We start from the raw sequence: 23670 nt of genomic DNA, 5'->3' as shown, positions 1-23670 counted from the left end.
AGTGATTCTTATATTTTTTTTACTACCATCCCGTAGCTCATACCCATAGATAATGGATATCTACGCTCGATATAATTTTCTACTCTTTTTTTAAACCAATCTTTAAAGGAACTTGTTTTTCTATCTTTATAATGCGTGTCCACTATGGCATACTCGAGCACTTCAAATCCTGCCTCTTTTAAAAACTGAGTTACGATGTGCTCCCAAGGAGTGAACACGTGATACTCCTTTATATGTTTTGGTTGAAAAGCATATAAAGTTCCTTTTAACAAGAGATGCAATCTGTTTTTGCTTGATTGCGGGTTAGGCGTGGACAAAATAAGATACCCTCCTTTTTCCATATGGCCTGCTATGTTTTTAAGAGCCATCTGCGGGTTGGGTAAATGCTCTAATACTTCTAGCATGATAACGAGCCCAGCCTTCTTCGTTTTTTCTGGTGCTGGCATACTCACGTCCCAGATGGTGGAGAAATCCATTTTTGGGACATAGTCAAAAGGCTGCCAATTGCCTCCAATTTCCTCAATAGGTTTTTGCATATGTCCAAACCCAGCACCTATGTCGCTCACTGTTTTATTAGGGGCTACTTTAAAAAAGTCGTGTAACTTTTTTATCCCAAAAACTGATCTGTCTTTATAAATCTGCATATATTAAATAATTTTATTTAAATTATTCTTGGTGCCTTGATCATTTATGTAGGGCTCCCAATAGATTTTTGTTTTTGGCAATGATTCAAATATCGCAAGCTCATCGGCAGAAATTCGATTTGTTTTGTTGTAATATGGAATATGCCGAATTGCATCTAATAGTGCCAAGATTAATGCCGTAAATGCCTTTAAATTACCTTTAAATATCTTTGTTTTAAATTGAATCCATAATGAATAAAAAAATCTTCTAAAATATATGCGTTTTGGATAAAATAAGAACATCAAATACCATCCTGCGCGCAGAGATCTTCTCATTCTAAGCATATAATCATCGTCTACTTTTCTACTTTTTACATCAACGCAGTGTTTTATAAAAAGTGAAGGTACGTAATGTACTTCCCATCCAATTTTAAAGAGTTGATAGGCTCCATACTGTTCTTCTCCATAGAAAACGAACCACTCGGGGTAATTAGAGATAGTCCTCCATGCTTTCATTCTCCAAACATGTCCGCAGCCAACAAACCCTTGTACTCGTTCATTTTTTTCAGCTGACACCAACTCTTTCGGATTTTCTTTACTCCACAAAATTCGACATGCAAGTAACCCCACTTGTTCATTTAGTAAAAAATAATCTTCTATACACGTTAGCACATTGTTAGATAAAAAATATGAATCGTCATCCAATGAAATAGCATATTTAGCTTTAGTTGTTTCCAACATCAAATTACGATTATAGATTAATCCTTTATTTACTCTATGTGAAATTAAAATTATTTCTGGATATTCTGAACGAATAAATTCCGAAGTTCCGTCTGTTGATGCATCATCACAGATAATGCATTCTACCCTTGGATCACTAAGAAGATTTTTGCTTTTATCCAGCGTTATATTTAATGCAGCTAACCTGTTATAGGTACTAATGTGAATCGAAAACAATGGATTGACTTTAATGTGCATATCATTCATTAAATAAAGTTCGAAATTGGTTGTTAAAATATGTTATTGAAGAGTAATACTGCAAGTCTGGTCTATTTAGATTCAACGGGATATTTCTTTTCCAAAGTTTATATAACTTTGATATAATATTTGAAATCTCATCAATGTCATTAGCGTCACAAGAAAATGGATACGCCTCACCTAGTAATCTTCTAGTCTCACTATTTTTTGGACCTAAGTGAATAATAGTTTTATTTTCTTTTACATAATGAGGAAACTTTCCCGGTAAAAACGGACTCACACTAGAAATAGCCTCTAATACAATAAGACAGGTAGTATGTTTTTGAATTGCCTGCACTTCATAAAAAGGTATATAACCATCACTTTTATATATACTAGGAGTAACTCTACATTCGTTTGTTAAGCTTGGCTCATGGAATGTTGCAGAACCGATAAGTAACAGTTGGCTATCCTCAGCTGCCTCTGCATTTTCTAAAAGAAACTTTCTATAACCCTCAATTAATGGAAATGGATTGCGATGATCTAATAATGAGCCAGCGTGCATAATGTTAAACTTTTTAACATCTAAATAATCCGGCACCTTATCAACTTTTAATTCGACACGGATGTTTTGATGCGGTAAAACAATTCCTGTCTTTAAAAAATTAGGAAAATAGGCACTCATCCACTCCATTAGCAATTTACTTGGAAAGCCTGAATACCTGGCCTTTTCAGAAACTTCTTTAAAAAAAGCCTCCTTCTGCTGAGAACCAGCTTCTTTCCAATTATATGGTGGAGGGTATAAATGAAACGGATAGGGATCGTGCATATATGCCAACCACTTATGATGTAATTTTGGGCACTTTAATGCTGCTGCGTGGGTCCTATAACTGGCCCCTTTACTTAGAGTGATTAAGAGATCAAAATCATTTTTTACGCTTTTTATAGCGTGTGCCATACTATTGGTATCGTTCTTAAACGTAAAGGAAAAACCGAATCTATTCTCAAGACTTTTTGAAAAATTCTTGCCAGAAATACGTTGTAAAACACGTTGTACCCTACTTAACCAATAATTAATATCTGTTTTAGATTCTGTAATTAAAAGAGGCTGGATAGATGGTAAAGTAATTTCTTTATGAGAATAGTGCAATACAGAAACATCAAAACCAGTCGTAACTAAAGAATGAATAAACCCAGCGTTTGCTTTACCAGCACTACTAGCATCTATATCAATTGTTTCGGCAAAGATTAATAGCTTCTTCTTCACTGTATTTAGTTTAGCTCTTGTGAAATGAATGCAATAATTTTTTCTGCTGCATCGCCATCGCCATAGGGATTTTTAATTCCCTTAAAATCATCTAATCGCTTTAATATTTCCGAAGTTTTATCAACGATCCTTTTTGTGCTTGTACCCACTAAAAAGGAAATCCCTGCGTCAATACCTTCAAAACGTTCTGTGGTGTCTCTCGTAACAACTACCGGAACTGATAAACTAGGTGCTTCTTCTTGAATCCCACCAGAATCTGAAATAATTACGGCAGCTTGATTCATTAACCAAACAAATGATGGATAGTCTAATGGAGCAATTAAATGAATATTATCTTGTTTTGACAGCATTTTAAACACCACTTCTTGCACATTTGGATTTAAATGTACCGGGTAAATAAGTTGGAGCGATGGGTCTGCTGCAATTAGCAGAAGTGCTTCACAAAAATCTTGGAATCCTTGACCAAAACTCTCACGGCGATGCCCTGTAACTAAAATAAGACGCTTACTGCTGTCTACAAGTTTTTTGAGACTTGCAATGGTCTCACTTTCATACTTATTTGACACCTTATCCACTGCGTAAGCTAACGCATCTGTGACTGTATTTCCTGTAACAATGATTAATTTTTCTGCTACGCCCTCTTTTACTAAATTATCTTTGGCTCTTTGTGTAGGGGCAAAATGATAATCTGCTATTCGGCCCGTAAGCTGTCTATTTAATTCTTCTGGGAAAGGAGATTTTTTATTGTAGGTTCTTAAACCAGCTTCTACATGCCCCACTTGAATGCCTTTATGAAAACTTGCTAAAGCCACCATAGACGAGGTAGTTGTATCCCCATGTACAAGAACCAAGTCAAATAATTCTGAATCAAAAACGGTATTCATGCCTACTAAAATACGTGCACTTAACTCATTTAGTCCTTGATTGTGTTTCATTAAATCAAGATCATAATCTGGAGTCAATTCAAAAAAATCGAGAACTTGATCCAGCATTTCTCTATGCTGTCCTGTCACACATAATTTATAAGGGATGCCCTGTTTTTTAAGCTCGTGGCAAACGGGTGCCATTTTAATGGCTTCTGGTCGCGTTCCAAAACAAACAAGTATTTTCAAAAGGATAAGTTGGTTAGTGATTCTTTTTCCTTCTCAAATATATCTTAATTAATGGACTTAAAGTGTATAAAATTATAGCTTTTGCTTTTTGAACTAATGTTACGCTAGATTGTCCTAGAAGGTGTTCGTAAATTAATTTTGACTTTAAAATTACAGCTTCCCAAATAAAATATTTTTGTATTGCAGTTGATAACAAATTTCTATTATTGAGGTTTGAAATAATTAGAGTGCTCGCTTCAACCTTAGATGCAAAACGCATTTGATTTCCATTATAAAACTCTCCTGTATTAGATTGAGGGTGTTTACGCCCATAAAAAAGTGTTTTTCCTATAGAAACACCACTAAATCCTTGACTTAAAATACGGGTATAAAGCTCCCATTCTTCAGCATACATTAATTGTTCTTTAAAACGATTTTTCTCAAAACAACTTGCGCTCCACATAATTGCACAAGAGTTAAATGGAAGTTGATTATTTATTACTTTTAAAATATCTTTTTTCGAAATTATAAATTTTTCATAACTTTCAATTAAATCAAATTTATAACTAAATTCTCCAATAAATACATCCCTTTTATACCTGCAAAAATTATAATCACAATTTTGTAATTCATTTACACAATGTTCCAAATTACGGGGGTGTACAATATCATCATCATCAAAAAAGATAATAAAATTCCCTTTTGCAATATCTAAACCAAAATTGCGACAACCAGGTAGCCCTTTGCCATAGTTGTTTGGCCTTTTTCTGAAGCTAAACCGAGCATCCTCTAGAAATGGTGCTATTACTGCTGCCGTAGTATCTGCGCCTCCATCATCTATAATAATACACTCAAAATTTATGAAGGACTGCGCCTGAACAGAACGGAGCGTTTCAGCAATAAGATGCGCCCTGTTATAGGTAGCCATGAGGATGGAAACTAAAGGCTTCTGCATGATTATTTTTTAAATCCTTTTTTGAATTTTCTCATAGGATCGAGAATGGCTTTACCCACTTTGTAATCTAATCTATCTAGATTTTTATACCGTTCTACTTCCTCTTTTTCTAATTTTTGAATTAAAAAATCTATCGTACTATCAAAGTACTTTGTATAAACATCCTTGTTCTTTTTTAAGATATATGATAATAATTGGTTTCTATTATTATTTGCTCTCGTGGTGGTAGAATATTTTTTTTGCCTATAATTAAAAAGTTGTGCTTCTAGCACGAAACATTCTCCTCCATCTTTTATAAGTCTGATAAAAAACTCCCAGTCCTCCCATCCATCTTTCATTTTTTCATCATAGCCTCCACATTGTTGCCAATCTTCTTTTTTAAACATCGATGTACCTAAAGCCCCATTTGAAAACATAAAATGTTTAATATCCCCACCATTAGGTGTATACACCTTAGTATCACCATCTTCGAAAAACAAAACTGAACGGCAGGTTACAATTTTTTCTTCTCCTTCTTTTTCAAAAATAGATAGTGCTTGTTCAGCAAATTGTGGCTCAAAATAATCATCACTATCAAGTGTAACAATGAAAACTCCATTTGCTGCATTAATCCCAACATTTCGAGCTTTACTTTGCCCTTGATTTTTCTGTGTGATTAAAACATCAATCTTAGGACTTAATGTAGCTAATACTTTTTTAGTCTTATCATCACTACCATCATCCACGACGATCACCTCAACTTTAATAGTTTGTTCTAACGCAGAATTAACTGCCTGCTCAATATAACTAGCATCATTATAGCAAGGGATTACAAATGTAACTAATGGCTTTTTAGACATGATTTAGGATTTAGCTTTTTTAAACAATGAATATCCCCTCCCAAAATAACGTAAACCAAAGATGGCGATTGCATAGTGGATTGCACATTCAGCCCCTTTAATGTTTTTAGTATATTTAAAAATATCTTTAAAATATGGTATTCCGCCTTTTTCAGTTAATAACAAATAACTAAAATTTATTAAAGAATTTACAAGATACGTTTTTGAGCTTGTATCTCCTATCTCTGCTATATCAGTCAATAAATGTAATTTATTCTCTATAGTGCGATTGTAATAACGTTTAAGGTGTTTTGCCTGATTTTCAGAAACACTCCATTGTATAGACCCTCCATGTACACGTCTTTTAGAGAGTATATCTGGTATAATTAAACCACTAGTCGTGGCACATAAATACCTGGAAATAAAATTGTATTCTTGCCCAGATTTAAGGTTTTCATTAAAGCGTAACCCAGCTATACTGGCTCTGGTGGCCATAAAATCATTTGTGATGCAGTTGATGTGCTGGGTAATAAAATTAAAGGCGTTTATGTCTTTACCCTCATTACTTACTTTATAAATAGGGGATTCTTTCTTATCGCCATCCCAATCTACCGAAGTTGCCATGACAAAATCATAGGAGCCATTTAATATAACAGACACCTTCTCTTCTAAGAAAGTAGGCAGCATATAATCATCACTATCAAACCAATTAATTAACGTCCCTTTACTTTTTTCAAAACCATAATTACGGCAGGCGTTGGCTCCTTTAACAAGATTTGAAGGACGCTGATACAACGTAAACCGCGGGTCGCGATCACAGTATTGGGAGACTACAGAAAGTGAGTTATCCGTACTGCCATCGTCTACAATAACACACTCCCAGTTAGTATACGTTTGTTTACTAATAGAGTCCAGCGTCTCTACAATCAAGTGAGCTCGATTGTACGTGGGTATTATTATGGAGACTAACGGATCGATAATTTTAGGTATGTTGAATGGTTATATTTCTCTTTCTACTTTGCACAATTTCTGGCTGTAGCTTTTCTAAAAATTGCAATTGTTTGTAAAAATTAAAAGCTTTAGAAAATCTAAATCTTATCGCATTTTCCTTCACCCGTTTTTTAAGATCTCTTTTTGTATTACACAAGTCTTTTTCATAATCACTGTTAGTGATGTCGGCAAATTTCCGAAGGTATAAATTACGTGCTTCCTTATAATGAGCTGTTGTAAAAGGCGCTGCGACTGTCGCTACCCTTGACGCTCTATCGTGAATCATTTTTGCAGAAGGCACCACACCTATTTGATACCCGTGGTAGCGCATTCGCTGGCACATATTATCATCCTCACCGTACATAAAAAATAAGGGATCGAACAATCCTACTTTTTTTATTGCCTCTTGAGACAACATCCATCCTGCAGCATTCACAAATGGTACTGACATATGAGTTTCTGCTGTATCTTCTAATAACTTAACCGCAGCAGCATCAATTCCTGGCGCATTAACATAGGCAGCAAACTTTTTATCAAATTGCTGGCCAGATCCATCTAGATGTATGGGACTTACAATGCCATAATCTTCATTTTCTTTCTGAAATTTTAATAAAATGGAAATGGTCTCAGGAAATAAATAAGCATCTTGATTGAGTAAAAAGAAAGAGGTCGCTCCCTGTGCTTGTGCGAAGGCAATACCTATATTATTTGCCATCCCAAAACCCGTATTCGTATTTTGAGGCAATACCCTTGTGTTTTGATATTGCCGCTCTATATAAGATATAGTTGCATCTGTAGAAGCATTATCTATCACCACAACAGGATAGCCGGTGCAGCTAGCCAAGCATTTTTCTATCCAAGGCATGGCATTATAGGTGACGATAATTATGTGACAGTTATTTTCCAAAAATATGTTTCAATTTATTAATGACACGACGCTGTAAATTATACCCCTTAGAAAAACGCATCTTTAGTCTTTGTTGCTGCGTCTTGTGGAGCAAAGGCAAAAATTCTTTATGCAAAATACGGTCATAATCATCATAATCATAAATTTTTGCAGCCCGGTTTATGTTTGTAGCCTGTGCAGGATGTATTCTAAATTTGACTAATGGTTTATTAATAATCGCTATAGGATATTTCTTTAAAATGCGATAGTAAAATACGTAATCGAGTATTTGCTTTAAATCTTCATCAAAAAACCCAACCTCTTTAATGATAGCTTTCTTAAAAAGCACGGTAGGTGGCTCTCCTATTTTGTTGCGAGGATCAAAAATAAACTCATCCTGTTTAAATAATTTTTCATCTATAATAGTAATCGCTTCATCTTTCTCAAATTGGCGCTGCAAGTTACCGTAAGTTTCTATCCATTTATTTATGCTTGGCGTTGTTTCTCCTTCTACTATAAAACCACGTTTACAAGCGACTAAGCCCAAATCAGGGCGTCTTTGCATTATCTGTACCATTGCCTTAATACAGTTTGGTTCTAGAACATCATCTTGAAACAAAAACTTAATAAATACTCCCTTTGCTAATTTGATAGTATTGTTCCAGTTTGCACCTATCCCATTTGGCGTATGCGCCACAATCTTTACAGGAAAAGCAATTTGTTCTTTAAATGACTTACATAAAGCGATTGTGTCATCTTTAGAGTTGTCATCACTAATAACCACCTCTAGATTTGTATAGGTCTGTGCCTTTATAGAAGCGAAAGCTTCATCTAGATAACTTGAACCGTTATAAGTAGGTATGCAAATGGAAACAAGCGGAGTTTCAATCATTAGTTGGTTTTTTCTATCACACTCCACAATTGCGGACATATTATTTCTGGAGAAAATTTAGAAAATTCATTTTTGTTTATCTCTCCGTGTTTGTTCCGCATTTCTGGATTATTCAAATACGAAATCACTTGATCTCCCATTGCTTCTATATCTAAGTATGGAACGATAACACCGCCCCCTTTACTAATGATTTCTTCACTTCCTGTTGCCCCTTTAAAACAGACAATAGGTTTACTGAACATTCCCATTTCTATACATACCAAAGGAAATGGATCTTCGCGTGATGTCATCAAAAACACGTCAAAATTTTGATAAAAAGATGATGTCTCTTTTTGTTGCCCTACAAAGGTCACCATATTAACAAGGTCTAATTTTCTTAAATCTTCTTCAATAATAATTTTTTCTATTTTAGATATCCCGCCTACCCAAACAAATTCTATTTTCGTTTCTGCAATACTATTCTTATGAACGTAACGCGCCACTTGTAAAAACAAATCACACCCCTTACGCCAATGTACAGTGCCAGAACCACCAATGGTAAATACCTTATTTTTTTTAATTGACTGAGTCGTTTTTATTTTAGAACACTCATAGACTCTTATTACTTTATCTTCAGGTACAGCCCAATTTGATATTAAGTTCTCCTTTACTAAGTTTGACGCTGCAATAAAACAATCTATATTTTTGGAATAAGAACTTAAATCTGGGAGCATTATTTTTATAGTAGCATTTAATTCATGAATATGAGCTACATGTTTCGTATTAGGATTAATTGATTTTATTCTATCTCCATACGGTATACTTACTATTGTATTTGAATACACAATATCGTAATGGCGATTAGAAATTTCCTCCATAAACCCCATTTTCTTTATACCCGTAATTTTAAATTTAACTTTAGTTATAAATTTGGATATTTTATTTTGAATAGCTGTTGAAGAAACAGGCAATAAAAAATAATCATTGGCTACTTGTTTAAATTCTTCTCGTAATCCGCCATCTTTTAAACTAAGGACATCTATATGAATCTTATGATTGGCTCTTAACCATTGCATAAAATAAAGCATGACAAATGGCGCGCCAGTGCGCGTTGCTTCGTGCGTTATGAAAAGTATTTTTTTCATCGTTATCAATAATCTAATAAAAGTTTATATCCAATTTTTAATTTTATTTGAAAAATCTAAAACTGGATCCGTTTTTATAACTTGGTGCAAATGATCATAAGATTTCTCACCCATGCTAACCCAATTCTTTTTATTTTGCCAAGCTTCTTCTAATGTTCTATCAATAGCCTTAATGCTTGGAAAATCTATTAAGTAGCCTGTTTCCGTATGCTTTATCAATCTAAAAGCGTCACCTACATCTGTACTTATAATCATCCTGCCAAAAGACATAGCCTCTAGCATGGCTAGAGACTGGCCCTCCATACGAGAAGGCATTATACATCCAATATTTTCTTCCCAAATTGAAATTTTATTAGCTTCGTACCCCTTTATTTTAACAATATCATCTAATTTATAAACTTCAATAAGTCTTTTAATTTGCTCTAAGTTCGTCCCTAACCCATACAAATTAACAATTAAATTTCTTTCTTTCCATTTATTATTAGAAAGGGCTTTTAACAATAAATCTTGCCCTTTATGAAAACTGGTAAAAGCAGCAACACAAGACAAATTATACGTTGACCCTTCTGTTGGTAAACTATATTTTTGTTTGTAGTTAAAAGGATTATTAATAAATGTGATATTATTAAGTTCTGCACCTAACATCATCTCGGTTTTTGATTTATTATCGGGAGATAAAAAACATATAGATACCGCACCCTCATAGGAATCTTTAAGCTGCTTCAATAAATTATCATGGACATAATTAAGATCTGTTGCTAGCTGAACAATAATCACATACTTTACGTTTTTTGATTTTAGATAAGTTGTATATGTTACTAATTTAGGGTCGGTATTACTACCCGTTGAAATAAGTACTAGAGAAAAGGAACTTATATCTTCTATATTGACAAAGTCATTAGAAAGAACGTTATTTATAGGAGGTAATAAACGTCTTTTAATACGTGCCACTATCCCGATTTCAACTTCTATAGGGGCTTCCTTATAAATTATTGTTACACCTGCTTTTTCAATTTCTTGGACCGCAATGGGAATATCGGTCCATTTTTTTAACAATGCACTGACTTTAAATTTTGTCGTAAGCCGCTGTGCTGTTTTGCTCCATAGCACTTCACTACCTCCCCAAGAGACATGGTCATTTAAAGAAACAAATAGAACTTTTTTCATCATATATTGGTTGAAATAAAGGTTACTAAATCCTCAACATCACCAATAGGCATAAAATCATTTACAAAACGTCTTTGTCCAACTTTCATCTTTTCTTTGTCGTCAATATTTAATGAAAATCCTTTTTCAATGGCATTCACAAGACTTTTTTTATTTGAAGCAAAAATAGCGGCATTGTAATTCACAAATGGTAAAGTAGGCTTAGAACTTGCAAAATGTGTATGTATGCAAGTTAAATTATAATACATACTTTCCGCACCAGCAGTACTATCCTCTGTTATTATTAAGGGACCTTCACTAAATAGTTTATGCAAACCGTCAAAAGTAATTTTAATTCTATCTTCCATGCATTCACGGATAATAACATTTTTGTATCCCTCAATCCAGTCCATAGGATGAGGTTTAATAAGTAAATGTACTTCTTTGTGTTCCTTTAAATAGACTATAATAGCCTCTAGAATATTAATCCCTTCTTTATAATTTCTAGAAACTGAATAACATTTTATAGGGCTATGAGGTCTTGTTATAAATAATATCTTATTGTTGATATTGTTGAGTTTCTCATCCTTCTTTTTAGAAATACTTAGGAGATGATTACCTACAATTTTGTACTTTTCGGGTTGTATCTTAGAGTCTGATAGATATCTATTTTTTCTAACCTCACTCCACACTGCTACATAGTCAGCAATACAGTCATCTAAATAGCCTAGCTCACAATCCAAGCCATGTTGATATGTAAATGTAGGTATCCCCAATTTTTTAGCTACTAATACATAATTGATATATGGCGGATGATTATCAGAATGAACATATAAAGCGTTTGGCTTATATTTTTTGAGCTCTGTAAAAGCTAGTTGTGTAATTTCTAATGTACCACGAATTTGATTTTTCAACAATTCTCTATCGTTAGGTATTAAATCTAATTCAAAAAACTTTAATCCTTTAAAAACTGCAGATTCTAATTCTATTCTCCACTCACTTTTTAGTTTAAAATCTAAATTCTTAACAACATTTTTCTTTTGTACCTCCTTAGTAATTTGTTTAGATATAATCTTATAGTTTTTTAATTTCCTAAATTCTTTAATAAGGAGATCAGTATGAGTCACTTGAAATGGGATGTAAATAAGTTTTCCCTTTTTTAATAAGGGCTTAGTGTAAGTACCTTTCGAATGTAGTGGTTCATGATAAAAAGGGCTAGCCACTTTATCTTTATTATATACTTCTACTTCATTAAAACTTAGGTTATGTTTAATCCTAAGTGCTCTACCTACTTTATCCCATAAATAAAACCGAATGATTAGACTATAATCCACCCCTTGCCGTACAGGATTAAAGTTAATACTGTTCGCCCAGTCACAAACTATTTTATAAGCCAGCTTATCTAAATTTTCTAATTTCAATTATTTTTAGTCATTTTAAACATCTATTAAAAAAAATTAAAGGTTCTTAAACCATAAACCATCAGTAATATACCCGTATTTCATAAGAGTTTCACCAGCAATTTCGTGAAATAGTTTCCCATCCTTTTTAGTAAAATAATTTTTCCAATCTCCGGAGATTCCTTTTCTAATATGGGCATTTTGCATTGCTTGTCCCTTTTCTCTTCCTTTAGACATAGCCTTAAAACTCCCAGAATCTAAACATTGAAGAATTTTACTTTTACTTACTGATCCACCAAAAAACGCCAAACATTCTTCCAGCACTTTGCCCGTATCTACTAACATATCTTCATAATGCACCACTTTAATAGTATGGTGCTTTTTAGCTTCATTAATTGTAGCTAGAGGTTGCGCCCACTCATTGGCCCATTGCTCTATTTCTTTGTCCTGAAAGAAACGTGGTAGCTTTGCATCTGGATTTGAGAGAAAAAGTTGTCTTCTCTCTTTTTCAAAATCATTTAATTCTTCGGTAGACTGTTGTTTGTTAAACCAATGAAATACCCCACTAGTTAAAACATCACGACCGTCTCGAGCTAAGTATAGTATTTTTGATTTAGGAAAATGTTTATTTATTTCATTGATAACCACATCTGCGGTATTCACATATGGAGTAATCTTGTCGACTACGATCTTTTTACCCAAAAGCTCCTTTTCCTCTTTCACTAAAGTACTAAGTACCGCTTTTGTTATCGCATCTTTCTTATTCCTCGGAATACCATGATGTAATAATAAACTTTGGATGTATCTATCTAAGGTAACTCTTAATCTAGGATTAGCATTTCCAGTATCCAAAACAAAATCTGCATAATTGCCAAAGGCTCTTCGTTCTACGCAAGACACCTCAGAATGTGCATTAAGCATTTTGCTCATCCACGTCGTACCCGATCTAGGGGCTGCGATGATAAAATTTGATGTTGTTTTATTTCTATGAAAAATTCCCATAAATTAATTCAAGAGTTTTCTTTTTATTCGTTGTAAAATGCTAGGTTTCTTTAGTTCTGGAACCTCTAAAGCATCAGGGTTTACTCTTTTCAAATATGCTTCTCTTTTAATTTTAAAACTATTTTTTTCAGGAAACATAGGCCTTACTGTATTCTTACTCTTGCGACACAATACCCCCATAGCAGGTGTTAATGCCGGTAAATCACCAATAAAAAAATCTATAATCTCGAAACCACAAGTTTCTAACAAAAGATTTAAGGTGTCAGGCTCTAAAGATAAAACATGACCTAAATGCACAGCTCCAATTCCTTTTACTTTATCATCTAAAATATTAGGAACCTCAACATATAACACACTTTCGTAATGCATAAAAGTCTTAATACCATTAAGAAATTCTTTAGGCGATAAAATATGCTCTAACACATGCGTGGTAGTTAATACATCAAATTTCCTTGCAGGATTTTGCGCTAAGAATTCTTGATAAGTCCCAACGAACACTTCCCCTTTTAAATGCTCTTTAGCATAATTCCCAAAACTTTTACTTGGTTCTAAACCAGTAGTACTAATTTCTGAATAATTTTGTTCAACTAATTTCAGCAATGTCCCTTCTGCACACCCTATATCTATAATACTATTAGTATTTTCAAAATAGGGTTTTAGTACATCCATCACAAAACTTGCGCGGGGAATGAACGGTCCATTATTTATATATTCTTCTGTAGGGACATCTATACTTTCATAAAACTCTCGATAATTCTCTTCATAGAAACGAGACATCTCCTTCTCAGTAGGCCTAGGGTTCACATGAATTAAAGCACATTTTTCACATATTACTGTTTGTATGCCCATACTATATCTGTCCTTGTTCAATAAGACAGTGTTTTTTGTAGTATCGCAAACAGGGCAAGGGAGAGATTCTTTTTTTAATGAATCATAATATTTGTGAGGATTATCTATCATTCACTAATTTTTTTGGGTTTAAAAAAAATATCTCAAAAAAAGTTATTGGTAAAAACAAATTAAACCTTTCTTTCTGTTAAAAATTTAGGGTAATCTTTTAGTTACTTGAACAGCAAGTTGATTCCCTGACTTAAATCTTTTTGTTCTTTGATAGGTGTATCCCAGATACTTAAATTCAATATTATTATCCTTTAAGAACTCACCCCAAGCCTTGAATTCTCCATTCTTCCAATCTGGATAATTAAAAAACTCATCAAAGACAATTACAGTTCCGACAACTATTCTATCATGTAGAAAATCAAAAATTGTCTTGCAGGAAGAATACAAGTCTGAATCAATATGGAGTAAACTAATATTATCTTTTTGTTCGTTTACAAAGTTTGGTAATGTTTCATCAAAATAACCTTTTACAAGCTCTACATTATCAGGTACAGACGGCAAAGCACCGCCCACATCAGAAAAACCTCCAACATTATTAAAAATCCAAGCCTCGTTTAGACCTTCAAATGAATCAAAACCAAATATTTTAGCATCGTCATTTATCTTTTTCGCAATAAAATTAATCGTACTACCTCGATAAACTCCAAATTCCAGTATCAAGCCTTTTTGATCCTCCATATTCTTTATTGATTCGTCCAAGAGCGCATATCTATCAGAAAAAATTAAATTTACTGGCACATTGTCTTGAATCCACTCACAAGTTTCTCTTAACGCCAATTCTTGTAAACCGTACTTAATATCATGTTTCTTCTCTTCTTGGATTTCAGTTATAACTTCTTTAACCCATATTTTGAATACTCTTTTAATTTTCTGCACTAAGCCCATTACATTTATGTGTTATTTATTTCTCAATTTGAATTCATCAATTCTAAAATTCATAACCAAATTGCTCTATTTCTTCTCTATAGTTTTTTGTAACAAATTCGAATGACTCCTCATTATAATACTCTTTGTAAGAATTTCTTGCAGTTTTATTTAAATGATTAAAACTATAATCTTTTAAACCTATCTTATTAGAAATCAGGGCGAAATCCGATTCCAAATTTTCAAACTTCCCAATAAAATCTGCGAATTGTATGCAATGGTATGGACTTGTCTGAGGTATGGTATGGTGCCTTAAGACATTATAAATCGTATCTCTTTTATGATGATCTATTGATTCATCTGTAGCAATTTTTAAAAAGTCCATTAAGCTAATTCCATTCAAGGCGTCTTTATCTTTATGTCCCCATTTTGTATCAATCATTCCACCAGAGAACATTTTCCAAGCTGAAATCATTCTATCGTATGGATTTCTTACAAACGCAAATGAAAATTTATCTTCCCAACCTTCTGGTACTGTGTTAAAATACGGTCCTTCAACTTCATTTTTAAAAACACCCCTCCTAATACTCGTTCCAGCAGTTTTAGGGATATGAATAAATACACAATTATAACCCTCAATCGTAAACGCTCCCATATATTTTTTTAATTATTAGCAATCCAATTAGTGTTTAAAGTTACCGGAATATAACTCTCGTGCAGACTATCCAAACTCACGCTGTTTATTGACGCAAACCCTTCGTAAACCAATAATCTTTTTCCAATTCTATTATCCTTTAGCAATTCTAATACTATAAGAGTTATATTATATTCCCCAGAATTAAAAATATTCTCAATATTAACTTGGATGTCATTAATATCATTAGTATTAGTTATTACAAAATCATCTTCCAACGAATTCAGCTCCACTAAACCCTTAAACTCGGCATCATAAACCACCATTCGTATAAAGAAATTCTTTACTGACTTATCAACGTTTAATCGCATTCTTATTGCAAATGTACTTCCGCGAGATACTCTAACTTGACTCTCTTTTAAAACTTTTTGATTATAGATTAATTCTTTCTCTATAAGTTTTGTTTCGCCAAAACAAATAATATTTTCCTTTTTATCAATCCGGCTATCACAAAAATATGAATTAATTACAGCGGAAATATTGTTTGAATGTTCTTTTACTACCCCTCTATTGAGTAATAAGCTAGAAGTACATAACTTGGAAATCTGTGGCATTGAGTGTGAAACAAATAGAATAGCTGTGCGCGGCAAAATAGCAGCAATAGTGTTATAACATTTAACTTTAAAAGCCAAATCACCCACTGCCAAAACCTCATCAATAATTAATATATCCGGTTCCATTTGTGCAGCCACGGCAAAACCCAAACGCACTTTCATCCCACTACTATAATTCTGTACTGGCATATCAATAAACTCTCGTATTTCTGAAAAATCTATAATTTCTTCGACCTTACTATCAATCTCTCTTTTTGTGAACCCCAGGACTGCTCCATTGTTATAGATGTTTTCACGCCCTGTTAGAATAGGATTAAACCCTGCTCCAAGCTCAATTAAAGCACCTACTCTCCCTTTCATGGTAATCTTACCTTCATCTGGATTTATCAATCCATTAAGCATTTTAAGCAAAGTAGATTTTCCTGCTCCGTTATGCCCTATAAGGCCTAAACATTCCCCTCGGCGTAACTCAAAATTAACATCACGTACCGCCCAGAACTCTTTAGGTCGTAAAACATTCTCTTTTTTATTGCTCCCTATGTTCCCAAATATATCCTTAACCCCATACCATAGACTCGTCTTTAAGTCTTTACAAAACTTTTTTGACAGCCCTTCTACTTTCACTAACACTTCGTTCTCCATGGCTATGCGCTTAAACGTTCTACAATGATGGGTATAGACACTCTATAAAAAACCAATCCTAACATAAATAATGGGATACAAACCGCAAGTACAATCAAAAAATAAGGTAACATGGTAAACTCTGCTCCTACAATAGTATCACGCGCCGTTGTTATGATTGGTGTGATAGGGTTCCACATCATTACATTTCTAAAAAACCCTATTTCTTTAGGCACTGCATATACTACGGGTGCAGCATACATGACAAAGCGTAGACCAAGTGAAATGATTCGCGCCACATCACTATACAACATCCCGATAGGTGTAATAAAAAGCCCACAAACGGTCCCAAAAAAAACACCACCTACTAAGATAAACGGAAAATAAAGTAAAGACCACTGATAGGATACTCCAAAAAATAGCAAGAAGGCTAAGAGCAATACTATTTTTATAATGCTATTAAACAACAATTTCAAGACTCCGCTTACTAGCAACGCCTCTTTTGGAAAGTTGATTTTACTTAAAATACCTCTTGCGCCATTAGTAGTAGTTATAGGAGAGTTAATAGACTCTACAATAATAGACCAAATGATGGTACCCGTAAACACAAAAACAGGATAAGGCATTCCTGTATCAGAGATAGCTACGGTTCCAGATTTGTTTAAAAATATCCAAACCAGCCCTATTGCTAAAGGCGTAATAAACGCCCAGAGGATTCCTAAATAGCTCTGTCTGTATTGTGCTTTTATATCTCTTGTAGCTAGTTGCTTTGCCAAGAAAAAAGAAGATCCCATATCACTTAAACTCTCTTTTAGAAGCTTAAATAGATTATGGTTATTCTCTCTTTGGTATACTTTGATTGGTAAGGACATACTATGGTTTGGGCAGGTGTCTTTGTTACTACTAAAATACTGCAATTAAACAATCTATTCTATTCCTAAACCTTAAGTTATTCAGAGGTTATTAAAAGTGGCGATATCTTCCTAAAAGCTTGCTAAAAACAACGTAGTACTGTTTGTATAAAGATGTGAAACATAGTAAAGAATACTCTTTAAAAAAAACAAATAGCGTAGCCAAAGTAAGTTAGAAATAGCACACTTTCTTAGGCGCTTATGCTTTATAAAATGTTAGTATTTCCGTTCTGTTCTTAATACAGTTTGCCTTCTACACACCCTGGAGTATACACCAAAACCAATGCAATGGCTTTAGGCTTGCACTCGGCTACGAAAGCTATAAGAAGTCTTGCAGTGCAGGGTTTATCTTTATGCAATAGGAAGAAATATCGCAAAATCTATCGAGTTAAAAAGCATAGGATACTTTATTTAAAATACTCCCAAGTTACCTTCAATCCTTCTGCTACAGAAAATTGTGGATCATATCCTATTAATTTTTTAGCCTTCTCAATATTTGCTAAAGAATCTCGTACATCCCCTCTTCTAGGAGGTCCATACAATGCCTGTAACTCAATTCCTGAAACCTCTTTTAGATCGCTCCATAAGGTATTAAGGCTAATACGATTTCCGTAGGCAATATTTACTACTTCATTATTTGCTTCATCACCAGATAGCATACCACGCACATTCGCCTGCACAGCATTCTCTACATAGGTAAAATCACGCGTTTGCTCCCCATCCCCATGCATGGTTGGTGCTTTTTCATCTAGCAGCGATTGCATAAACAATGGGATTACCGCAGCATACGCCCCTGTCGGGCTTTGCTTAGGCCCAAAAACGTTAAAATAACGCAGGCCTACTGTTTTTGTTCCGTAGGTTTTATAGAAGACATCTGCGTATAGTTCATTTACTAATTTTGTAACCGCATACGGTGATAAAGGTTTCCCTATCACATCCTCTACTTTGGGTAGCGATGGACTGTCACCATAGGTAGAACTAGAGGCAGCATACACCATTTTCTTCACAGTGTCGCTTTCATTTTGTGCTACTAGCATATTTAAAAACCCGCCTACGTTTACATCGTTAGAAAGCACGGGATCATTAATCGATCGCGGTACAGAGCCTAGAGCAGCTTGATGACTCACGTAATCTATGGACACCATAGCACGTTTACAATCTTCTATATTCCGTATATCACCCTCCATAAACTCGAAGGCAGGATGTTCCATATATTCATAAAGGCTATCCATAGATCCTGTGGCAAGATTATCGAGTACCCGTACTTTTTTAGCTCCGTATTTTAATAAATAGCCTACGATGTTAGACCCAATAAATCCTGCACCTCCTGTAACCAGAAAGCTAAGTTTATTTAATCCTGTAGTATGATAAGTGTGTTCAAACATTATAGCGTTCCGTCTGTTTTATTAGTTGGGAAAAATGATTTTACATCAAAAACAACTGCAGGGTTGCTGGTGTGTTTGTCTAGATCAAAATTCTTAAATTTATCGTGAGATACCGTCAATACCACCGCGTCATAATTTGTTTTTAAAGAAGCTTCGTCACAAAGTTCAATATCAAACTCGTGTTTTACCTCTGCGGCATTTGCCCATGGGTCATAAACGTCAATATTGAGGTTGTATTTTTTAAACTCGCTATAAACATCGATCACTTTACTGTTGCGTATATCTGGACAGTTTTCTTTAAAGGTAACTCCTAGCAATAGGATGTTGCTGTTTTTAACCTTAGCATCTTTCTGGATCATTAACTTAATCGTTTCTTGCGCGACATATGCACCCATTCCATCATTCATACGCCTTCCTGCAAGTATAATCTCTGGATTATACCCTTGTTCTATCGCTTTTTGTGCTAGATAATAAGGATCAACCCCAATACAATGACCGCCAACTAACCCCGGAGTAAATTTTATAAAATTCCACTTAGTCGCCGCAGCTTCTAGTACATCGTTTGTATTGATATCGAGTAATCTAAATATTTTTGAAAGTTCGTTTACAAAAGCAATATTAATATCACGTTGCGAGTTTTCGATCACTTTTGCTGCTTCTGCCACTTTAATAGATGGGGCAAGATGTGTTCCAGCCGCAATAATAGACGCATACAAATCGTCCACATAGATTGCAGCTTCTTTTGTAGAACCAGAAGTCACTTTCAGTATTTTAGTCACCGTATGCTCCTTATCTCCTGGATTAATTCTTTCTGGTGAGTAGCCTGCATAAAAATCTTTATTAAAAGTTAGCCCAGACACTTTTTCTAATATAGGCACACAGATATCTTCTGTAACCCCAGGATAGACAGTAGATTCATAAATAACTACATCATCCTTTTTCAATAAACCACCGATCGTTTCACTTGCCTTTTCTAAAGGTATGAGCACAGGTTGGTTATATTTATTCGTTGGCGTAGGTACGGTGACAATATATACAGTAGCCTCTTCCATTGCACTCGCGTCATCTGTAATTAGCATCCCTTTATCTTCGGAAATATGAAGGGCCGAAGCGAGTTCGTCATTAGACACCTCTAGCGTAAAATCTTTACCGGCGTTTAAATCTTCAATCCGTTTTTTATTAATATCAAAACCAATTACCTTATACTTCTCGGCAAAAGCTACCGCTAGTGGAAGTCCTACATACCCTAGGCCAATAATTGCAATTGTTGGATTTTTCTTCATAATATATATATATATCCTATAACAGACATTTATTTAATTTAATTTGTTTTTTTTCTTTTCCCTAAAACGTTTCAATATCCCGCTTGGCTTCTCCTCATTCTCATGATATCCAGCCCCATAAGAGCCATAATCATAGCCATAACCGTAACCATAGCCATAGGTTCCTTTTACATCATAGAAGTTTAGAACGAAGCTCACATTTTCTATTTCCCCTTTCTTATATTTTTGGTTAATAACACTTAGCATCCCCTTTTTAGTATAATTTTGACGAATCAAATACACCGTAGCATCAGCATATCGGGCAAGCTCCAGTGCATCAGAAACAAGCCCTAATGGGGGAGAATCTAAAATAATGTAATCGTATTTTTCTTTAAGTTCCGCCATAAAACGCTCCATTCCATCACCCATTAATAACTCTGATGGATTAGGCGGTATAGGACCGGAAGTAATAACGTCTAACGATGGGATTTCCGTGCCTTGGGTTATCTCTTCTAGGGTGGCATCGTTTATCAAATAGTTGACCACTCCTTTTGAATTTTTTATTGCAAAATCTCCAAAAATCTTTGGCTTTCTTAAATCAAGCCCCACCAAAACTGTTTTCTTGCCACTCAAAGCAAAGACAGAAGCGATATTTATGGAAGTAAATGTTTTTCCCTCTCCACTGACAGAAGACGTAAGTAAAACAGTCTTAGCTCCAGTGACACCCTGTTTCTTATACATAAACTGCAAACTAGAACGTATAGCTCTAAAAGATTCTGAAATGGCAGACTTCGGTCTTCTTAGTACCACAAGCCCGTTTTCAAGACTGCTTTTACCTATTACACCCAAGATAGGAATTCTTGATTGTCGTTCAATATCTTTTGTGCTCGTAATCTTATTATCAAAAAACGCCAAGATTAGTACGAATACAAATGGAATTAAAAGCCCAAAAAACAAAGCCAACATATAATTGAGCTTTGTGTCTGGCCCTATCTGGTTCCCGCCCGTATCCTTAGCAGAATCGATCACTAGCACATCACTCACATTTGCTGCTTTCACCAAGCGCGCCTCACTTTGTTTTGCTAAAAAGATATTATAAGAACCTTGACTTAGGTTATAACGGCGTTCTATTTTTAATAAATCTTGCTGTTCTTTAGGCAGTCTTCTAATTTCAGACTCATACGTTCTTATGTCAATGAGAATTTCTTTTATTTCTGAATTAAGAAGACTCTTAGATGATCTAATGTTTTCAAATAAGATTTGCTTTACAGCATTGATCTGTCTATCTATATCTGCAAAGACAGGAGCACTTTCTTTAAACGTATATGACAGTTTTTGACGCTCTTCTGCCAGACTCACAATTCTGCCTACGCCAGAGACGATGCTTGCTTCAGAAATTCCTGCTACAGAAGGTGCTGGCACCTCGCTGTAATCATTTCGACCCTCTAAATAGCGCTCTAAGACATCAAAATAACTTAGCTGCTGATCAATATTTGCTTTACTATTTTCTAAGCTCGATAATTTTGAATTCGCTTCAGACCCTTCTTTATCTAGATCAAAAATAGCATTGCGATTTTTATAATTATTTAATTCAGATTCTACACCTTTTAACTCTATGGCTTTAGTACTTAAACTACTGTCAATAAATTGTATTGTTTTTGTGGCAAAGAGGTTTTTCCTTTCTAATACAACATCGCTCAGTACTTTTACAGATGAATTAAGATAGGTTACTAATTTGTTTTTATTAGTACCGTTCATTCGCAATCGTAATACGGAAGAACCCGGAGAATCTGGCGACACATTTACACCAAGATATTGTTTAACGGCATTATCAAATTCTGATAAACTCACATAATAAGGAATCCCAACTCGCACAGCATTATCTGGTGTGCCGTAAATAACTCCTTTTAAAAAGGGTAAATCTATAGGTGCCCCTATCGTGTATTCTTGAGTAAAAGCTTCACCTGGAGCTGGCACTGCAGTGAAACCTTTAGAAGTATAGTTTTGCATCTTCATATTTCCACCAGAAAAAGGAGCAGCTAATACAAACGTTTCTTGATCTTTAAAAGTGATTGTAAACGTATTATTCACCATCTGCGGCACCGCTTTCGCAGCCTCAAAAACAAAAGGGACCTTCCCAAAAGCGTCCTCTCGCTGGTAATCACCATCCATACTATAATTAATATAAAACTGCAGTCTTTCAACTACCTTCTCATTATGTGAGCGCGATTTTAATGTAATAATAGCAGTATTTACCTTATCTGTAGTACCGCCCCAATTAAAAGTCAAACTGGTATTTGCGGTAAAAAAAGGGTTTTGATCATCTTTAATAGAGATCATATTACTCATCGTATATACAGGCAACTTGCGTACATTTATGTAATGAGCTATCGCCAAGGCAATACCTAAAACCACCAAAAACAAAGGCCAAAAGCGAAGTAGCTTAAATAAGAAAGCTTTTACATCAAAAACGGCATTGGTATCTTTTAGATCAAACTGTTCTCCCATCATTAACGCGTTAAAAGTAAAATTGTGGTTACTAAGGCAGTGGCAACACTAATAATAGTAGTTAAAGATTGTAAACCCGTTGTACCAGATCCCAAAGATTTTTGAGGTAATGGATTGATCAAAATCAAATCATTAGGTTGTACATAATAATAGGGCGAGTTCATGGCTTCTATCGTAGTCAAATCTATATGATGCACTTTTTGTCCCAATGGATATTGTCTTATTATCACCACATCTCTTCTATCACCGGTAATTGAAATATCACCGCTGTTAGCAATGGCTTCCATTATGGTGAGTTGATTTCTAGGAATAATTTTTGAACCAGGACTTCCTATTTCTCCATTAATGGTATATCTAATTCCGGCTAACTTCACAGTCACAAATAACCCTGAAGTCTCGTTTAAATACTCTCTTAACAAAGCTTCTTCTAGCTTTATTCTCACTTCTTCAACTGTTAAACCAATGACTTTTAGATTGCCAAGTGTCGGTATTCTAATATTTCCGTGGATATCTACCACAAAACCATCATTATAAAGCTTTTCTTCTCCGGTGGCGTTTAATACACCATCGCTTACTGGATTAAAAATACCCACCTTACCTTGGTCTGTCGCCTTTATGCGGATACTCAATAAATCGTGTGTCTGTAGCCTGTATTGCTCGTTTACTTTACGAATAGGAATCAAGTTACCCGAGGATGCTCCCTCTAGTTCCTGAAGATAGGTAAGTTGTTTTGTAGAAATGCACGAGGTGGCGCTGACCACTAAAACTAGCACAATGACTAGGAATCTAAATCTCATAGACTGCGTTGGAGGGGTTGTTC

22 protein-coding genes are annotated in these 23670 nt (G+C 34.6%); all 22 read right to left on the bottom strand.

Features of this window, described 5'->3' with window-relative positions; genetic code table 11:
- Positions 1–8: 8 nt before the first annotated feature.
- The 22 genes from ABXT71_RS07120 to ABXT71_RS07015 all read right to left on the bottom strand — a co-directional run bounded on the left by ABXT71_RS07120 (position 9) and on the right by ABXT71_RS07015 (position 23647).
- Positions 9–644, bottom strand: coding sequence for a class I SAM-dependent methyltransferase (locus ABXT71_RS07120; RefSeq protein ID WP_415370646.1), 636 nt, complete (start codon positions 642–644; stop codon positions 9–11).
- Between the two features lie 3 nt (positions 645–647).
- Positions 648–1610 (bottom strand): glycosyltransferase family 2 protein, encoded by a 963-nt coding sequence (locus tag ABXT71_RS07115; protein ID WP_415370645.1) that lies wholly within the window; start codon positions 1608–1610, stop codon positions 648–650.
- Positions 1603–2847: a UDP-glycosyltransferase gene (locus tag ABXT71_RS07110; protein ID WP_415370644.1), complete on the bottom strand. Its 1245-nt coding sequence runs from the start codon at positions 2845–2847 to the stop codon at positions 1603–1605. Before ABXT71_RS07110 ends, ABXT71_RS07115 begins: the two co-directional genes overlap by 8 nt.
- A 5-nt stretch (positions 2848–2852) precedes the next feature.
- Positions 2853–3959 (bottom strand): non-hydrolyzing UDP-N-acetylglucosamine 2-epimerase, encoded by a 1107-nt coding sequence (wecB, locus tag ABXT71_RS07105; RefSeq protein ID WP_415370643.1) that lies wholly within the window; start codon positions 3957–3959, stop codon positions 2853–2855.
- A 13-nt stretch (positions 3960–3972) separates the two neighbouring features.
- Entirely contained in the window at positions 3973–4893 is a 921-nt protein-coding gene (locus tag ABXT71_RS07100; protein WP_415370642.1) for a glycosyltransferase family 2 protein, read from the bottom strand.
- Between the two features lie 2 nt (positions 4894–4895).
- Positions 4896–5732 carry a glycosyltransferase family 2 protein gene (locus ABXT71_RS07095; protein ID WP_415370641.1) on the bottom strand — a complete coding sequence of 279 codons (837 nt, stop codon included), beginning with the start codon at positions 5730–5732 and terminating at the stop codon, positions 4896–4898.
- Positions 5733–5735: 3 nt separating this feature from the next.
- Positions 5736–6665 carry a glycosyltransferase family 2 protein gene (locus ABXT71_RS07090; protein ID WP_415373080.1) on the bottom strand — a complete coding sequence of 310 codons (930 nt, stop codon included), beginning with the start codon at positions 6663–6665 and terminating at the stop codon, positions 5736–5738.
- A gap of 28 nt (positions 6666–6693) precedes the next feature.
- Positions 6694–7608 (bottom strand): glycosyltransferase family 2 protein, encoded by a 915-nt coding sequence (locus ABXT71_RS07085; RefSeq protein ID WP_415370640.1) that lies wholly within the window; start codon positions 7606–7608, stop codon positions 6694–6696.
- Positions 7598–8479, bottom strand: a complete 882-nt coding sequence (locus ABXT71_RS07080; protein WP_415370639.1) for a glycosyltransferase family 2 protein — start codon at positions 8477–8479, stop codon at positions 7598–7600. The genes ABXT71_RS07085 and ABXT71_RS07080 overlap by 11 nt, the downstream gene beginning before the upstream one ends.
- A complete protein-coding gene (locus ABXT71_RS07075) occupies positions 8479–9603 on the bottom strand; it encodes a glycosyltransferase family 4 protein (RefSeq protein WP_415370638.1) in 1125 nt (374 codons plus the stop codon). The genes ABXT71_RS07080 and ABXT71_RS07075 overlap by 1 nt, the downstream gene beginning before the upstream one ends.
- A 24-nt stretch (positions 9604–9627) precedes the next feature.
- On the bottom strand, positions 9628–10773 hold the full coding sequence (locus ABXT71_RS07070; RefSeq protein ID WP_415370637.1) for a glycosyltransferase family 4 protein: 1146 nt from the start codon (positions 10771–10773) through the stop codon (positions 9628–9630).
- Positions 10770–12170 carry a hypothetical protein gene (locus ABXT71_RS07065; protein WP_415370636.1) on the bottom strand — a complete coding sequence of 467 codons (1401 nt, stop codon included), beginning with the start codon at positions 12168–12170 and terminating at the stop codon, positions 10770–10772. The genes ABXT71_RS07070 and ABXT71_RS07065 overlap by 4 nt, the downstream gene beginning before the upstream one ends.
- 36 nt (positions 12171–12206) lie before the next feature.
- Entirely contained in the window at positions 12207–13151 is a 945-nt protein-coding gene (locus tag ABXT71_RS07060) for a sulfotransferase domain-containing protein (RefSeq protein ID WP_415370635.1), read from the bottom strand.
- Positions 13152–13154: 3 nt separating this feature from the next.
- A complete protein-coding gene (locus ABXT71_RS07055; RefSeq protein WP_415370634.1) occupies positions 13155–14111 on the bottom strand; it encodes a class I SAM-dependent methyltransferase in 957 nt (318 codons plus the stop codon).
- A gap of 84 nt (positions 14112–14195) precedes the next feature.
- Positions 14196–14936 carry a class I SAM-dependent methyltransferase gene (locus ABXT71_RS07050; protein WP_415370633.1) on the bottom strand — a complete coding sequence of 247 codons (741 nt, stop codon included), beginning with the start codon at positions 14934–14936 and terminating at the stop codon, positions 14196–14198.
- 43 nt (positions 14937–14979) lie between these two features.
- Positions 14980–15570, bottom strand: coding sequence for a sulfotransferase family 2 domain-containing protein (locus tag ABXT71_RS07045; protein ID WP_415370632.1), 591 nt, complete (start codon positions 15568–15570; stop codon positions 14980–14982).
- Positions 15571–15578: 8 nt separating this feature from the next.
- Entirely contained in the window at positions 15579–16805 is a 1227-nt protein-coding gene (locus ABXT71_RS07040; protein ID WP_415370631.1) for an ABC transporter ATP-binding protein, read from the bottom strand.
- 2 nt (positions 16806–16807) lie between these two features.
- Positions 16808–17656, bottom strand: coding sequence for an ABC transporter permease (locus ABXT71_RS07035; protein WP_415370630.1), 849 nt, complete (start codon positions 17654–17656; stop codon positions 16808–16810).
- Between the two features lie 446 nt (positions 17657–18102).
- Positions 18103–19080 (bottom strand): SDR family oxidoreductase, encoded by a 978-nt coding sequence (locus tag ABXT71_RS07030; RefSeq protein ID WP_415370629.1) that lies wholly within the window; start codon positions 19078–19080, stop codon positions 18103–18105.
- On the bottom strand, positions 19080–20363 hold the full coding sequence (locus ABXT71_RS07025) for a nucleotide sugar dehydrogenase (RefSeq protein ID WP_415370628.1): 1284 nt from the start codon (positions 20361–20363) through the stop codon (positions 19080–19082). Before ABXT71_RS07025 ends, ABXT71_RS07030 begins: the two co-directional genes overlap by 1 nt.
- Positions 20364–20396: 33 nt before the next feature.
- Entirely contained in the window at positions 20397–22853 is a 2457-nt protein-coding gene (locus ABXT71_RS07020; RefSeq protein ID WP_415370627.1) for a polysaccharide biosynthesis tyrosine autokinase, read from the bottom strand.
- On the bottom strand, positions 22853–23647 hold the full coding sequence (locus tag ABXT71_RS07015) for a polysaccharide biosynthesis/export family protein (RefSeq protein WP_415370626.1): 795 nt from the start codon (positions 23645–23647) through the stop codon (positions 22853–22855). The genes ABXT71_RS07020 and ABXT71_RS07015 overlap by 1 nt, the downstream gene beginning before the upstream one ends.
- Between the last annotated feature and the right edge of the window lie 23 nt (positions 23648–23670).

Origin of the sequence: Patiriisocius sp. Uisw_047 (assembly GCF_047730165.1) — a bacterium.
In the GTDB taxonomy this organism is placed as follows: Bacteria; Bacteroidota; Bacteroidia; order Flavobacteriales; family Flavobacteriaceae; genus Patiriisocius.
Note: the sequence above shows the minus strand (reverse complement) of the source record. Positions and strands in the feature narration are given on the sequence as shown.